The 13,394-nt window shown below is 61.5% G+C and carries 16 protein-coding genes; 10 read left to right on the top strand and 6 right to left on the bottom strand.

Translation table 11 applies throughout. From position 1 onward, the window contains the following. Nucleotides 1-24: 24 nt before the first annotated feature. The 6 genes from CKW37_RS29355 to CKW37_RS29380 all read right to left on the bottom strand — a co-directional run bounded on the left by CKW37_RS29355 (nucleotide 25) and on the right by CKW37_RS29380 (nucleotide 5,008). A complete protein-coding gene (locus CKW37_RS29355; protein ID WP_095159608.1) occupies nucleotides 25-1,518 on the bottom strand; it encodes an RNA polymerase factor sigma-54 in 1,494 nt (497 codons plus the stop codon). A 177-nt stretch (nucleotides 1,519-1,695) separates the two neighbouring features. Next, nucleotides 1,696-2,421, bottom strand: coding sequence for an LPS export ABC transporter ATP-binding protein (gene lptB, locus CKW37_RS29360; RefSeq protein WP_095159609.1), 726 nt, complete (start codon nucleotides 2,419-2,421; stop codon nucleotides 1,696-1,698). Beyond that, nucleotides 2,421-2,945 (bottom strand): lipopolysaccharide transport periplasmic protein LptA, encoded by a 525-nt coding sequence (lptA, locus tag CKW37_RS29365; protein WP_095159610.1) that lies wholly within the window; start codon nucleotides 2,943-2,945, stop codon nucleotides 2,421-2,423. Before lptA ends, lptB begins: the two co-directional genes overlap by 1 nt. After that, the gene (lptC, locus tag CKW37_RS29370) at nucleotides 2,932-3,504 is read right to left on the bottom strand and encodes an LPS export ABC transporter periplasmic protein LptC (RefSeq protein ID WP_095159611.1); all 573 of its coding nucleotides are present in this window, start codon (nucleotides 3,502-3,504) and stop codon (nucleotides 2,932-2,934) included. The genes lptA and lptC overlap by 14 nt, the downstream gene beginning before the upstream one ends. Before the next feature lie 8 nt (nucleotides 3,505-3,512). Beyond that, nucleotides 3,513-4,034 (bottom strand): HAD family hydrolase, encoded by a 522-nt coding sequence (locus CKW37_RS29375; protein ID WP_177454494.1) that lies wholly within the window; start codon nucleotides 4,032-4,034, stop codon nucleotides 3,513-3,515. Beyond that, a complete protein-coding gene (locus tag CKW37_RS29380; protein ID WP_095159613.1) occupies nucleotides 4,034-5,008 on the bottom strand; it encodes a KpsF/GutQ family sugar-phosphate isomerase in 975 nt (324 codons plus the stop codon). Before CKW37_RS29380 ends, CKW37_RS29375 begins: the two co-directional genes overlap by 1 nt. A 291-nt stretch (nucleotides 5,009-5,299) precedes the next feature. Here CKW37_RS29380 and CKW37_RS29385 point away from each other — a divergent pair, with 291 nt between their 5' ends. The 10 genes from CKW37_RS29385 (at nucleotide 5,300) to hisC (ending at nucleotide 13,217) form a co-directional block, all read left to right on the top strand. Beyond that, a complete protein-coding gene (locus CKW37_RS29385) occupies nucleotides 5,300-6,109 on the top strand; it encodes an ATP-binding cassette domain-containing protein (protein WP_095159614.1) in 810 nt (269 codons plus the stop codon). Continuing rightward, a complete protein-coding gene (gene mlaE, locus CKW37_RS29390; protein ID WP_095159615.1) occupies nucleotides 6,110-6,907 on the top strand; it encodes a lipid asymmetry maintenance ABC transporter permease subunit MlaE in 798 nt (265 codons plus the stop codon). Continuing rightward, the gene (gene mlaD / locus CKW37_RS29395) at nucleotides 6,907-7,374 is read left to right on the top strand and encodes an outer membrane lipid asymmetry maintenance protein MlaD (RefSeq protein ID WP_095159616.1); all 468 of its coding nucleotides are present in this window, start codon (nucleotides 6,907-6,909) and stop codon (nucleotides 7,372-7,374) included. Before mlaE ends, mlaD begins: the two co-directional genes overlap by 1 nt. A gap of 9 nt (nucleotides 7,375-7,383) precedes the next feature. Beyond that, entirely contained in the window at nucleotides 7,384-8,034 is a 651-nt protein-coding gene (locus tag CKW37_RS29400; protein WP_095159617.1) for a phospholipid-binding protein MlaC, read from the top strand. Continuing rightward, entirely contained in the window at nucleotides 8,031-8,336 is a 306-nt protein-coding gene (locus tag CKW37_RS29405; RefSeq protein WP_095159618.1) for a lipid asymmetry maintenance protein MlaB, read from the top strand. The genes CKW37_RS29400 and CKW37_RS29405 overlap by 4 nt, the downstream gene beginning before the upstream one ends. 115 nt (nucleotides 8,337-8,451) lie before the next feature. Beyond that, the gene (locus CKW37_RS29410; protein WP_095159619.1) at nucleotides 8,452-8,691 is read left to right on the top strand and encodes a BolA family protein; all 240 of its coding nucleotides are present in this window, start codon (nucleotides 8,452-8,454) and stop codon (nucleotides 8,689-8,691) included. Between the two features lie 25 nt (nucleotides 8,692-8,716). Beyond that, complete coding sequence (gene murA, locus CKW37_RS29415; RefSeq protein WP_095159620.1) at nucleotides 8,717-9,982, top strand: UDP-N-acetylglucosamine 1-carboxyvinyltransferase; 1,266 nt, start codon at nucleotides 8,717-8,719, stop codon at nucleotides 9,980-9,982. A 99-nt stretch (nucleotides 9,983-10,081) separates the two neighbouring features. Beyond that, nucleotides 10,082-10,717 carry an ATP phosphoribosyltransferase gene (gene hisG / locus CKW37_RS29420; protein ID WP_095159621.1) on the top strand — a complete coding sequence of 212 codons (636 nt, stop codon included), beginning with the start codon at nucleotides 10,082-10,084 and terminating at the stop codon, nucleotides 10,715-10,717. A 125-nt stretch (nucleotides 10,718-10,842) separates the two neighbouring features. Continuing rightward, on the top strand, nucleotides 10,843-12,168 hold the full coding sequence (gene hisD, locus CKW37_RS29425; protein ID WP_095159622.1) for a histidinol dehydrogenase: 1,326 nt from the start codon (nucleotides 10,843-10,845) through the stop codon (nucleotides 12,166-12,168). 2 nt (nucleotides 12,169-12,170) lie between these two features. Beyond that, nucleotides 12,171-13,217, top strand: coding sequence for a histidinol-phosphate transaminase (gene hisC, locus CKW37_RS29430; RefSeq protein WP_095159623.1), 1,047 nt, complete (start codon nucleotides 12,171-12,173; stop codon nucleotides 13,215-13,217). The last annotated feature ends 177 nt before the right edge of the window (nucleotides 13,218-13,394 follow it).

Genomic DNA, 13,394 nt, shown 5'->3' on the forward strand with positions numbered 1-13,394 from the left:
TGCGATGGCACACCTCAGGGAAGGTCACATCAATCGCTTGCGCTCACTCGACGGTGCGATGCCGAGGGATTCGCGGTACTTGGCGACGGTGCGACGTGCTACCTGGATGCCTTGTGCCTCCAGTAAACCAGCGATCTTGCTGTCACTCAATGGCTTTTTCTGATTTTCCGCGGCAACCAGTTTTTTGATGATTGCGCGGATCGCTGTGGACGAGCATTCACCGCCTTCGGAGGTGCTTACGTGGCTGGAGAAAAAGTACTTCAGCTCATAGATTCCGCGGGGCGTGTGCATGTATTTCTGCGTGGTGACCCGGGAAATCGTCGATTCGTGCATGCCCACTGCTTCAGCGATGTCGTGCAGTACCAGCGGTTTCATCGCCTCGTCGCCATGGTCGAGGAAGCCGCGCTGGTGTTCGACGATCTGGGTCGCCACCTTCATCAGCGTCTCGTTGCGGCTTTGCAGGCTTTTGATGAACCAGCGGGCTTCTTGCAGCTGGTTGCGCATGAAGGTGTTGTCGGCGCTGGTGTCGGCGCGGCGTACGAAGCCGGCATATTGCGGGTTGACCCTCAGGCGCGGTACCGCTTCCTGGTTCAGCTCCACCAGCCAGCGATCGCTGTCCTTGCGCACGATCACGTCGGGAACCACGTATTCGGGTTCGCTCGACTCGATCTGCGAGCCAGGGCGTGGATTCAGGCTCTGGACCAGTTCGATCACCTGGCGCAGCTCGTCTTCCTTGAGCTTCATGCGGCGCATCAACTGGCTGTAGTCGCGGCTGCCGAGCAGGTCGATGTAATCGCTGACCAGCCGCTTGGCCTCGGCCATCCACGGTGTGTTGGCGGGCAGTTGGCGCAATTGCAGCAACAGGCATTCGCCCAGGTTGCGTGCGCCGATACCGGCGGGTTCGAACTGCTGGATGCGGTGCAGGACGGCTTCGATCTCGTCCAGTTCGATATCCAGTTCAGGGTCGAAGGATTCGCAGACTTCTTCCAGCGTCTCGTCGAGGTAGCCCTGGTTGTTGATGCAGTCGATCAGGGTTACAGCGATCAGTCGGTCGGTGTCCGACATCGGTGCCAGGTTCAACTGCCAGAGCAGGTGGCTTTGCAGGCTCTCGCCGGCCGATGTGCGGGTGGTGAAGTCCCACTCGTCATCGTCGTTGCTGGGTAGGCTGCTGGCGCTGGTCTGGTAGATGTCTTCCCAGGCGGTATCGACCGGAAGTTCGTTGGGGATGCGCTCGTTCCATTCGCCTTCTTCGAGGTTTTCCACAGTCGGCGCGGATTGCTCGAAGCTGCTCTCCTGGGACTCGGCAACAGGCTTGGACTCGGCGTTGTCGGCCATCGGGTCGCTGTTGTCGAAGTCTTCGCCTTCTTCCTGGCGCTCGAGCATCGGGTTGGACTCCAGGGCTTCCTGGATTTCCTGCTGCAGATCCAGTGTGGAGAGCTGGAGCAAACGGATAGCCTGTTGCAACTGCGGGGTCATCGTCAGTTGCTGGCCCATTCTTAGGACGAGCGATGGTTTCATGGCTGGGGCTTAACACCTTATTCGCCGGCGCGCATGCGCCATCAACTACAGGGGCGCGCGGGCGCCAATTCTAAGCAAGATATATGCCTGAAACTGTAGCGTTTGCCTAGAGCGCTGTAACAATTAAGCCGCAATCGTGGCTGAATCGCAGCGCTCGGACCACTCCGATACGCGAGCCTACAGACGGAACTCGTGGCCCAGGTACACCTCTTTGACGAGCTGGTTGGCCAGGATGGTTTCCGAGTCGCCTTCGGCGATCAGTTGGCCATCGTTGACGATGTAAGCGGTTTCACAGATATCCAGCGTTTCACGGACGTTGTGGTCAGTGATCAGAACGCCAATGCCCTTGGCTTTCAGGTGGTGGATGATCTGCTTGATGTCGCCGACCGAGATCGGGTCGACACCGGCGAAGGGTTCATCGAGCAGGATGAACTTCGGTGCGGTAGCCAGGGCGCGGGCGATTTCCACGCGACGACGCTCGCCGCCGGACAGGCTCATGCCGAGGTTGTCGCGGATGTGGCTGATGTGGAATTCCTGCAGCAGGCTTTCCAGCTCCTTGCGGCGCCCTTCACGATCCAGTTCCTTGCGGGTCTCCAGGATCGCCATGATGTTGTCGGCCACCGACAGCTTGCGGAAGATCGAGGCTTCCTGGGGCAGGTAGCCGATGCCGGCGCGTGCGCGGCCGTGCATTGGCTGGTGGCTGACGTCCAGATCGTCGATCAGCACGCGGCCCTGATCGGCCTGGACCAGGCCGACGATCATGTAGAAACAGGTGGTCTTGCCGGCGCCGTTAGGGCCGAGCAGGCCGACGATCTGTCCGCTGTCGATCGACAGGCTGACGTCACGCACGACTTGTCGGCTCTTGTAGCTCTTGGCCAGGTGCTGGGCTTTAAGGGTTGCCATTACTCGGCCTTCTTCTTCGGCTGGATCACCATGTCGATACGCGGACGTGGCGTCGAAACCTTGCCGCCGCGACCGGCGGTGGCGACCTGGGTCTTGGTGTTGTAGACGATCTTCTCGCCTTCGGTCGTGTTGCCTGCGTTGACGACCTTGGCCTGGTCAGTCAGCACTACCAGGTCTTTTTGTGCCTGGTACTGGATCTGCTTGGCGTAGCCTTGCATCTTGTCCGGCTTGGCGGCGTCCTGCTGCTGTTCGAAATAGGCCAGGGTGCCCACCGACGTCACCACATCGATGTCGCCGTTTGGCGCACGAGTCAGGGTCACGGTGTTGCCTTTGATCATCATCGAACCTTGAGTGATGATCACGTCACCACGGTAGGTGGCGATACCTTGCTTGTCGTCCAGTTGGGCGTCGTCGGCCTGGATGCGAATGGGTTGATCGCGGTCGTTAGGCAGGGCCCAGACACTCGCGCTTCCCAGTGCTGCGCTCAGGCTGAGCAAAAAGGGGAGGGTTTTAACGAGCCTCATACTGTCCTCTTACGTTGGACAGCAGGTCCATCCTGCCGTCTTTCAAATACGCTTTCATTCCCTTGCCCGTAGTCACGCCACCGGCGCCGTCGATTCTAACGTCTTGCTCGGTTTGCGCATATTGCTTCTGCGGGAATACCGTCATGCGGCTGGAGGTAATGATGGTTGTGCGGTTCTGGTCGTCGGTGCGGGCAACCCGGACCGAGTCGATCAATTCAACTTCGGTGCCGTCCGGGTTGACCTCGCCACGAGCACTCTGCACATGCCATGGGTAGGCCGTGCCGCGATACATCTGCAGGTCTGGCGTAGTCAGCAACGTGACTTCGCTGGCCTTGAGGTGCTCGACCTTGTCTGCGGTCATTTCGTATTGCAGCTTGCCGTCAGGCAGGTACTGCACGCTGTGGGCGTTGATCGCATAGTAGTCGATAGCGCTTTCGTCGACCTGGGCAACGGGCTGGTCGAGGAAGCTCTCCGGGCCGATATTCCAGTAGCCGACCGCTGCGAGCAGCGCGGCCATCACGCTGAACAGCGCGATATTGCGGATTTTCTTGCTGAACATGGCTGGCTCTACAGGTAATGGGCGTTTGCCGCTTCCAGGTTGCCCTGGGCTTGCAGGATCAGTTCGCAGAATTCGCGAGCCGCACCTTCACCGCCGCGGGCCTGGGTAACGCCGTGGGCGTGTTCGCGCACGAATGCGGCGGCATTGGCGACCGCCATGCCCAGGCCGACGCGGCGAATCACCGGCAGGTCGGGCAGGTCGTCGCCCAGGTAGGCGACCTCTTCATAGCTTAGGCCGAGCTGGCCGAGAAGTTCGTCCAGCACCACCAGTTTGTCCTCGCGGCCCTGATACAGGTGCGGGATGCCGAGGTTCTTCGCGCGGCGTTCGACCACCGGGGTCTTGCGGCCGCTGATGATCGCGGTGGTCACGCCCGAGTTCATCAGCATCTTTATGCCTTGGCCGTCGAGGGTGTTGAAGGTCTTGAATTCGCTGCCGTCCTCGAGGAAGTACAGGCGACCATCAGTCAGTACGCCGTCCACGTCGAAAACGGCCAGCTTGATGGCCTTGCCACGTTGCAACAGGGTATTCATCACATCACTCCGGCGCGCAGCAGGTCGTGCATGTTCAGGGCTCCGACCGGACGGTCGGCCTTGTCGACCACTACCAGCGCGCTGATCTTGTGGTCTTCCATGATCTTCAGGGCCTCGGCGGCGAGCATGTCGGCGCGGGCGGTCTTGCCGTGGACGGTCATGACCTCTTCGATCAGGGTCTTGTGTACGTCTATATTGCGATCCAGGCTGCGGCGCAGGTCGCCGTCAGTGAAGATTCCGGCCAGGCTGCCATCCGCTTCGGTCACGACGGTCATGCCCAAACCTTTGCGGGACATTTCAAGGAGCGCGTCCTTGAGCAGCGTGCCGCGTTGAACCTCAGGCAGTTCGTCGCCGGCGTGCATCACGTTCTCGACCTTGAGCAGTAGGCGGCGACCCAGCGCGCCACCCGGATGGGAGAAGGCGAAGTCTTCGGCGGTGAAACCGCGGGCCTCGAGCAGGGCGATGGCCAGGGCGTCGCCCAGCACCAGCGCCGCGGTGGTCGAGGAGGTTGGCGCCAGGTTGAGTGGGCAGGCTTCCTGGGCGACGCGGGCGTCGAGGTTGACCTCGGCGGCCTTGGCCAATGGCGATTCAGGGTTGCCGGTGAGGCTGATGAGCTTGATGCCCAGGCGCTTGATCAACGGCAACAGGGTAACGATTTCGGCGGTGGAGCCGGAATTGGACAGCGCCAGGATGATGTCGTCCCGGGTGATCATGCCCATGTCGCCGTGGCTCGCCTCGGCGGGGTGGACGAAAAATGCGGTGGTCCCGGTACTGGCCAGGGTCGCGGCAATCTTGTTGCCGATGTGGCCGGATTTGCCCATGCCCACCACCACAACGCGGCCCTTGCTCCCCAGGATCAGTTCGCAAGCCTTCACGAAGTCGGCGTCGATATGGGCCAGCAGGCCTTCTACCGCTTCGATTTCGTAGCGGATGGTGCGCTGTGCGGATTGGATCAGGTCGGTGGATTGGCTCATGTCGGAAATCGGGTTGCCTGATGAAAAGGCCGGGATTATAGCGGGAATGCACGAAAGCCTCACCTGCGGATTACCCGGCGTACGCCTGTTTGAGCGATTTGTCGCGTGCAGGTTCCACACCAGAATGGCGCGTGATGGCCTGTACAGGGCCTGAACAGGCATCGCGATGGCCTTGGGAAGGGCCTGCCAGCGATGCTATAGTTCGCCACCAGTTCGGCCCGCTCGATACTTGCGTGCCTCCATGAAGGAGGCGTGCGTCTGAGTGACGTGGCTGCATCGCAAGGAGTCTAGATGAGCGTTGATAACGCCTACGCGGTCGAGTTGAAGGGTGTGACCTTCAAACGCGGCTCGCGCAGCATCTTCAATAATGTCGACATACGCATTCCCAAGGGCAAGGTCACCGGAATCATGGGGCCTTCGGGGTGTGGCAAGACCACGCTGCTGCGTCTGATGGGCGCGCAACTGCGGCCCGCCAGCGGCGAAGTCTGGGTCGCGGGGCAGAACCTGCCGACCCTGTCGCGCAGTGACCTGTTCGACGCCCGCAAGCACATGGGCGTGCTGTTCCAGAGTGGCGCGCTGTTCACCGACCTCGACGTGTTCGAGAACGTCGCATTCCCGCTGCGCGTGCATACCAAGCTGTCCGAGGAAATGATCCGCGACATCGTCCTGATGAAACTTCAGGCTGTGGGGCTGCGCGGCGCCATCGAGCTGATGCCGGACGAGCTGTCTGGTGGCATGAAGCGCCGTGTCGCGCTGGCGCGGGCGATTGCGCTGGATCCGCAGATCCTCATGTATGACGAGCCATTCGTCGGTCAGGACCCGATCGCCATGGGCGTGCTGGTGCGCCTGATCCGCCTGCTCAACGACGCCCTGGGTATCACCAGCATCGTGGTCTCCCACGATCTGGCGGAAACCGCGAGCATCGCCGACTACATTTATGTCGTGGGTGATGGTCAGGTACTTGGCCAGGGCACGCCCGAGGAACTGATGAACTCGGACAACCCGCGCATTCGCCAATTCATGAAAGGTGACCCCGACGGGCCGGTGCCTTTCCATTTTCCTGCGCCAGACTACCGCGCCGATCTCCTGGGGAAGCGTTAGATGCGCAGAAAATCCTTACTCGAACGTATCCGCCGTTTTGGCCGTTCGGCCATCGACGTGGTCGCGGTCATGGGGCGTTCCTGTCTGTTCCTGCTGCACGCCCTCGTGGGGCGCGGCGGTATCGGCGGTGGTTTCCAGTTGCTGGTTCGCCAGTTGTACTCCGTTGGCGTGATGTCGCTGGCGATCATCGTGGTTTCCGGTGTGTTCATTGGCATGGTGCTGTCGCTGCAAGGCTTCAGCATCCTGGCCAAGTACGGCTCGGAGCAGGCCGTGGGGCAGATGGTCGCCCTCACGCTGCTGCGTGAACTCGGGCCGGTGGTGACTGCCTTGCTGTTTGCCGGACGTGCCGGTTCGGCGCTGACTGCCGAAATTGGCAACATGAAGTCCACCGAGCAGCTTTCCAGCCTGGAAATGATCGGCGTGGACCCGCTCAAGTACATCGTCGCGCCACGCTTGTGGGCCGGTTTCATTTCCCTGCCGCTGCTGGCGATGATCTTCAGCGTCGTCGGGATCTGGGGCGGTTCGTGGGTCGCGGTGGACTGGCTGGGCGTTTATGAAGGCTCGTTCTGGTCGAATATGCAGAACAGCGTGTCCTTCACCGACGACGTGCTCAATGGCGTTATCAAGAGCGTCGTATTTGCCTTCGTCGTTACCTGGATTGCCGTATTCCAAGGCTATGACTGTGAGCCCACTTCAGAGGGGATCAGTCGAGCCACCACCAGAACCGTGGTCTATGCCTCGTTGGCAGTCCTGGGACTGGACTTTATTCTGACCGCCTTGATGTTTGGAGATTTCTGATGCAAAACCGCACCCTGGAAATCGGTGTCGGCCTGTTCCTCCTGGCCGGGATCCTGGCGCTGCTCCTGCTGGCCCTGCGTGTCAGCGGCCTGTCCGCCAGCCCCAGCAGCGATACGTATAAACTTTATGCAAATTTCGACAATATCGCCGGTTTGACTGTCAGAGCAAAAGTGACCATGGCCGGTGTGACCATCGGCAAGGTCACGGCCATCGATCTGGACCGCGATACCTATACCGGTCGGGTGACCCTGCAACTGGAAAAAAGCGTAGACAACCTGCCTACCGACTCCACTGCATCGATCCTGACCGCCGGGCTGCTCGGCGAGAAGTACATTGGCATCAGCGTCGGCGGGGAAGAAGCCGTGCTCAAGGACGGCGGTGTCATTCATGACACTCAGTCGGCGCTGGTACTGGAAGATCTGATTGGCAAGTTCCTGCTCAATACCGTAGGCAAAGAAGCTAAATAAGGAGTTTCCATGATTTCCATCCTGCGACGCGGCTTGCTGGTGTTGCTGGCGGCCATGCCACTGCTGGCCGTTGCGGCGACCCAGTCGCCCAAAGAAGTGATCCAGACCACCACCACGCAATTGTTGTCCGACCTCAAGGCCAACAAGGAGCAGTACAAGACCAATCCTGGTGCGTTCTACGAGGCACTGAATGCCAACCTGGGTCCGGTGGTGGATGCCGACGGCATCTCGAAAAGCATCATGACCGTCAAGTACTCGCGCAAGGCGACCCCGGAGCAGATGCAGCGCTTCCAGGAAAACTTCAAGCGCAGCCTGATGCAGTTCTATGGCAATGCCTTGCTGGAGTACAACAACCAGGGCATCACCGTCGGCAACGAGAAAAACGACGGCGACGGGCGCGCCAGCGTCGATATGACGGTCAAGGGCAACAATGGCGCCGTCTATCCGGTGTCCTACACCCTGACCCTGCTCAACGGCGAATGGAAAGTGCGTAACGTCATCGTCAACGGCATCAACATCGGCAAGCTGTTCCGCGATCAGTTCGCCGATGCCATGAGCCGCAATGGCAACGACCTGGACAAGACCATCGACGGCTGGGCTGGCGAAGTTGCCAAGGCCAAGGAAGCCACTGCGGACGCGGCGGAGAAGCAGGCGCAATGAGTGGCGGCACGGTGCAATTGGCCGAGCCGGGCGTATTGAGCCTGGCCGGCACCCTCGATTACCGGTCCGGCCCGGTCCTGCGCGAGCAGGGCAAGGCGCTGATTGCATCGAGCCCGTCCAGCCAGTTGGTGCTCGATTGCACCGGTGTCGAGCGCTCCAGCAGTGTCGGACTGTCGTTGTTGCTGGGCTTCATGCGTGATGCCCAGGCGACCGGAAAGCAGTTTGAAGTCCGCGGCATGCCCCACGGCATGCGGGAAATCGCTGAAGTCTACGGTCTGGACGAGCTGCTGACGCTGCAGTGACGACCACGCGAATCGTGGCCCCTCTGTCAGAGTCCTCGCTTACGGGGTTCGCAGGCGAGGGGCTTTTTTGTATGATGGCCGACCCGCGCGCACAGGGCGCCGATCGAGGTTGAGCATGCAGGCCGTAGAAGTTAAGAACTTCCTTGAAGAAAAGTTGCCGGACACCCGGGTCGAAGTTGAAGGCGAAGGCTGCAACTTCCAATTGAACGTAATCAGCGACGAGCTGGCGGCATTGAGCCCGGTCAAGCGTCAGCAGCAGATCTATGCTCACCTTAACCCGTGGATCACCGATGGCAGCATCCACGCGGTCACCATGAAATTTTTCAGCAGCGCAGCCTGGGCTGAGCGCACCTGAGCCACCTGTGGCGGCGAGAATCCAAATGGACAAACTGATTATTACTGGCGGCGCTCGTCTTGACGGCGAGATCCGCATCTCCGGTGCCAAGAACGCGGCCCTGCCGATTCTGGCCGGGACCTTGCTGTGCGACGGCCCGGTTACCGTGGGCAACCTGCCGCACCTGCACGACATCACCACCATGATCGAGCTGTTCGGTCGCATGGGCATCGAGCCTGTGATCGACGAGAAGCTGGCGGTGGAAATCGATCCACGCACCATCAAGACCCTGGTCGCGCCGTACGAGCTGGTGAAAACCATGCGCGCCTCGATCCTGGTGCTGGGCCCGATGGTTGCCCGTTTCGGCGAAGCCGAAGTCGCCCTGCCTGGCGGTTGCGCCATCGGCTCGCGTCCGGTTGACCTGCACATTCGCGGCCTGGAAGCCATGGGCGCGAAGATCGAGGTCGAAGGCGGCTACATCAAGGCCAAGGCGCCTGAAGGTGGCCTGCGCGGTGCGCACTTCTTCTTCGATACCGTCAGCGTGACCGGTACCGAGAACATCATGATGGCCGCTGCACTGGCCAAAGGCCGCAGCGTGCTGCAGAACGCCGCGCGCGAGCCGGAAGTGGTCGACCTGGCCAACTTCCTGATCGCCATGGGCGCCAAGATCCAGGGCGCTGGCACCGACACCATCACCATCGATGGCGTCGAGCGCCTGGGTTCTGCGACCTACCGCGTAATGCCCGACCGTATCGAGACCGGTACCTACCTGGTTGCTGCTGCCGTTACTGGCGGTCGCGTCAAGGTCAAGGACACCGATCCGACCATCCTCGAAGCCGTCCTTGAAAAACTCAAGGAAGCCGGCGCCGAGATCACCACCGGTGAAGACTGGATCGAGCTGAACATGCACGGCAAGCGGCCGAAAGCCGTCAACCTGCGTACCGCTCCGTACCCGGCGTTCCCGACCGACATGCAAGCGCAGTTCATCTCGCTCAACGCCATTGCCGAAGGCACTGGCGCGGTGATCGAGACGATCTTCGAAAACCGCTTCATGCACGTCTACGAGATGCACCGCATGGGCGCGCAGATCCAGGTAGAGGGCAACACCGCCATCGTCACCGGGACCAAGACCCTCAAGGGCGCGCCAGTAATGGCCACCGACCTGCGGGCTTCCGCCAGCCTGGTGCTGTCGGCGCTGGTCGCCGAAGGCGACACCCTGATCGATCGCATCTACCACATAGACCGTGGTTACGAGTGCATCGAGGAAAAACTGCAGATGCTGGGCGCGAAGATCCGCCGCGTACCGGGCTAGTCTACCTGCGGCGCAAGGACGCGCCACGAATTGAATTGAACGCCGCCGGTTGCCTGCATGGGCCGGCGGCTTTAAGCCGCATAAGGACCGACGTTTCCCATGTTGACCATCGCGCTGTCCAAGGGCCGCATTCTCGACGATACCCTGCCGCTGCTGGCGGAAGCGGGCATCGTCCCGACCGAGAATCCGGATAAAAGCCGCAAACTGATCATCCCCACGACCCAGGACGATGTACGCCTGCTGATCGTGCGGGCCACCGACGTGCCGACCTATGTCGAGCATGGTGCCGCCGATCTGGGTGTGGCCGGCAAGGACGTGCTGATGGAATACGGCGGCCAGGGCATGTATGAGCCGCTGGACCTGAAGATCGCCTGCTGCAAGCTGATGACTGCGGGTGCCATCGGCGCGCCGGAGCCGAAGGGCCGCCTGCGCGTGGCGACCAAGTTCGTCAACGTTGCCAAGCGCTACTACGCCGAACAGGGCCGTCAGGTCGATATCATCAAGCTCTACGGTTCGATGGAGCTGGCACCGCTGGTCAACCTCGCCGACAAGATCATCGACGTGGTCGACACCGGCAACACCCTGCGCGCCAACGGCCTGGAACCCCAGGAAGTCATCGCTACCATCAGCTCCCGCCTGGTGGTCAACAAAGCATCCATGAAGATGCAGCACGCCCGCATCCAGAGCCTGATCGACACCCTGCGTCAGGCGGTGGAATCGCGACACCGCGACTGACCTCTGCGCGCGACGTTCGGTCGCGCCCGTCTATCCGCGTCATAGCCAATTATCTCGGGTGCCCGCGCGTATGGACTGGTAGCTTAAGGGCGCCTGAGCATTCGCCAATTACCGAGGCCTTAGCTATGACCACGTCCACTGCAATTCGCCGACTCAATGCCGCTGACCCGGATTTCGCCCGACATCTGGATCATCTGCTGAGCTGGGAAAGCGTGTCCGACGACGCGGTCAACCAGCGGGTCCTCGACATCATCAAGGCCGTGCGCGAGCGCGGCGATGCGGCGCTGGTGGAGTTCACCCAGCGTTTCGACGGCGTCGACGCCAAATCCATCGATGACCTGATTCTCGGTCGCGAGCGTCTGGAACTGGCCCTGACCCGGATTACCCCGGAACAGCGCCAGGCCCTGGAAAAGGCTGCCGAGCGCGTGCGTATCTACCACGAGCGGCAGAAGCAGGATTCCTGGACCTACACCGAAGCCGACGGCACCGTCCTCGGCCAGAAAGTCACCCCTCTGGACCGCGCTGGCCTGTACGTACCGGGCGGCAAGGCATCGTACCCGTCGTCGGTATTGATGAACGCCATTCCGGCCAAGGTCGCTGGCGTCAAGGAAGTGGTGATGGTGGTGCCGACTCCGCGTGGCGAGATCAATGAGCTGGTGCTGGCGGCGGCGTGCATCGCCGGCGTCGACCGGGTCTTCACCATCGGCGGCGCCCAAGCGGTGGCGGCCCTGGCTTACGGCACCGAGAGCGTGCCGCAGGTGGACAAAGTGGTCGGCCCGGGCAACATCTATGTCGCCACCGCCAAGCGCCATGTATTTGGCCAGGTGGGTATCGACATGATCGCCGGCCCTTCGGAAATCCTTGTGGTCTGTGATGGCCAGACCGATCCGGACTGGATCGCCATGGACCTGTTCTCCCAGGCCGAGCACGACGAGGACGCCCAGTCGATCCTGGTCAGCCCGGACGCCGAGTTCCTCGACCGCGTGGCTGCCAGCATCGACAAGCTGCTGCCGACCATGGACCGTGCCGAGATCATCCGTACCTCGATCAACGGCCGTGGCGCGCTGATCCATGTCCGTGACATGGAGCAGGCGATCGAAGTCGCCAACCGTATCGCTCCGGAACACCTGGAGTTGTCGGTCGCCGATCCGCAAGCCTGGCTGCCGCAGATTCGCCACGCCGGTGCGATCTTCATGGGCCGCCACACCAGCGAAGCGCTGGGCGACTACTGCGCCGGGCCGAACCACGTGCTGCCGACCTCCGGCACCGCGCGTTTCTCCTCGCCGCTGGGGGTGTATGACTTCCAGAAGCGCTCGTCGATCATCTTCTGCTCCGAACAGGGCGCTTCCGAGTTGGGCAAGACCGCTTCGGTCCTGGCCCGCGGCGAATCCCTCAGCGCCCACGCGCGCAGTGCCGAATACCGCATCCTTGCCGACCAAGAGGGCAACTGAACATGAGTAAATTCTGGAGCCCCTTCGTCAAGGACCTGGTGCCTTACGTCCCGGGTGAGCAGCCGAAGCTGACCAAACTGGTCAAGCTCAACACCAACGAGAACCCCTATGGCCCGTCGCCGAAGGCGCTCGACGCCATGCGCGCCGAGCTGAACGACAACCTGCGCCTGTACCCGGACCCGAACAGCGACCTGCTCAAGCAGGCCGTTGCCCGTTACTACGACGTGCAGCCAAGCCAGGTGTTTCTCGGTAACGGCTCGGACGAAGTGCTGGCGCATATCTTCCACGGCCTGTTCCAGCACGACGCGCCGCTGCTGTTCCCGGATATCAGCTACAGCTTCTATCCGGTCTACTGCGGCCTGTACGGCATTCCCTTCGAGCCGGTGGCGCTGGACGAGCAGTTCCAGATCCGCGTCGCGGACTACCGCAAGCCCAATGCCGGGATCATCTTCCCCAACCCCAATGCGCCGACCGGCTGCCTGCTGGCGCTGGACGCCATCGAACAGTTGCTTCAGGCCAACACCGAGTCGGTGGTGGTGGTGGATGAGGCCTACATCGACTTCGGTGGCGAGACCGCCATCAGCCTGGTAGATCGCTACCCGAACCTGCTGGTGACCCAGACCCTCTCCAAGTCGCGTTCCCTGGCGGGACTGCGGGTTGGCCTGGCGGTGGGCCATCCCGACCTGATCGAGGCGCTGGAGCGGATCAAGAACAGCTTCAACTCCTACCCGCTGGACCGCCTGGCCATTGTTGGCGCGGCGGCGGCCTTCGACGACCGCGAGTATTTCGAAGAAACCTGCAACAAGGTCATCGCCAGCCGCGAGAAGCTGGTGGGCGAACTGGCTGTCCGTGGTTTCGACGTGCTGCCGTCGGCGGCCAACTTCATCTTCACTCGCCATCCGCAGCAGGATGCCGGTGAACTGGCGGGCAAACTGCGTGAGCAAGGGGTGATCGTGCGTCACTTCAAGCTGCCGCGGATCAGCCAGTTCCTGCGTATCACCATCGGTACTGAAGAGCAGAATCAGGCGTTGCTTGACGCGTTGAACTGATCTGGCATCGCCTCGCGAGCAAGCTCGCTCCTACAGGACACCCCCGCCGTTGAACTGCGCCCCGGAAGTTGGACACCCATCCAACACCGGGGTGTTTTGCATGACCACGTATTCCAAGCAGTTCAAGCTGTCCGCCATCCAGGCCTTCATCAACCGAGGCCGTGGCTTTCGCCATGT

This window comes from Pseudomonas sp. Irchel 3E13, from assembly GCF_900187455.1.
Taxonomy (GTDB): domain Bacteria; phylum Pseudomonadota; class Gammaproteobacteria; order Pseudomonadales; family Pseudomonadaceae; genus Aquipseudomonas.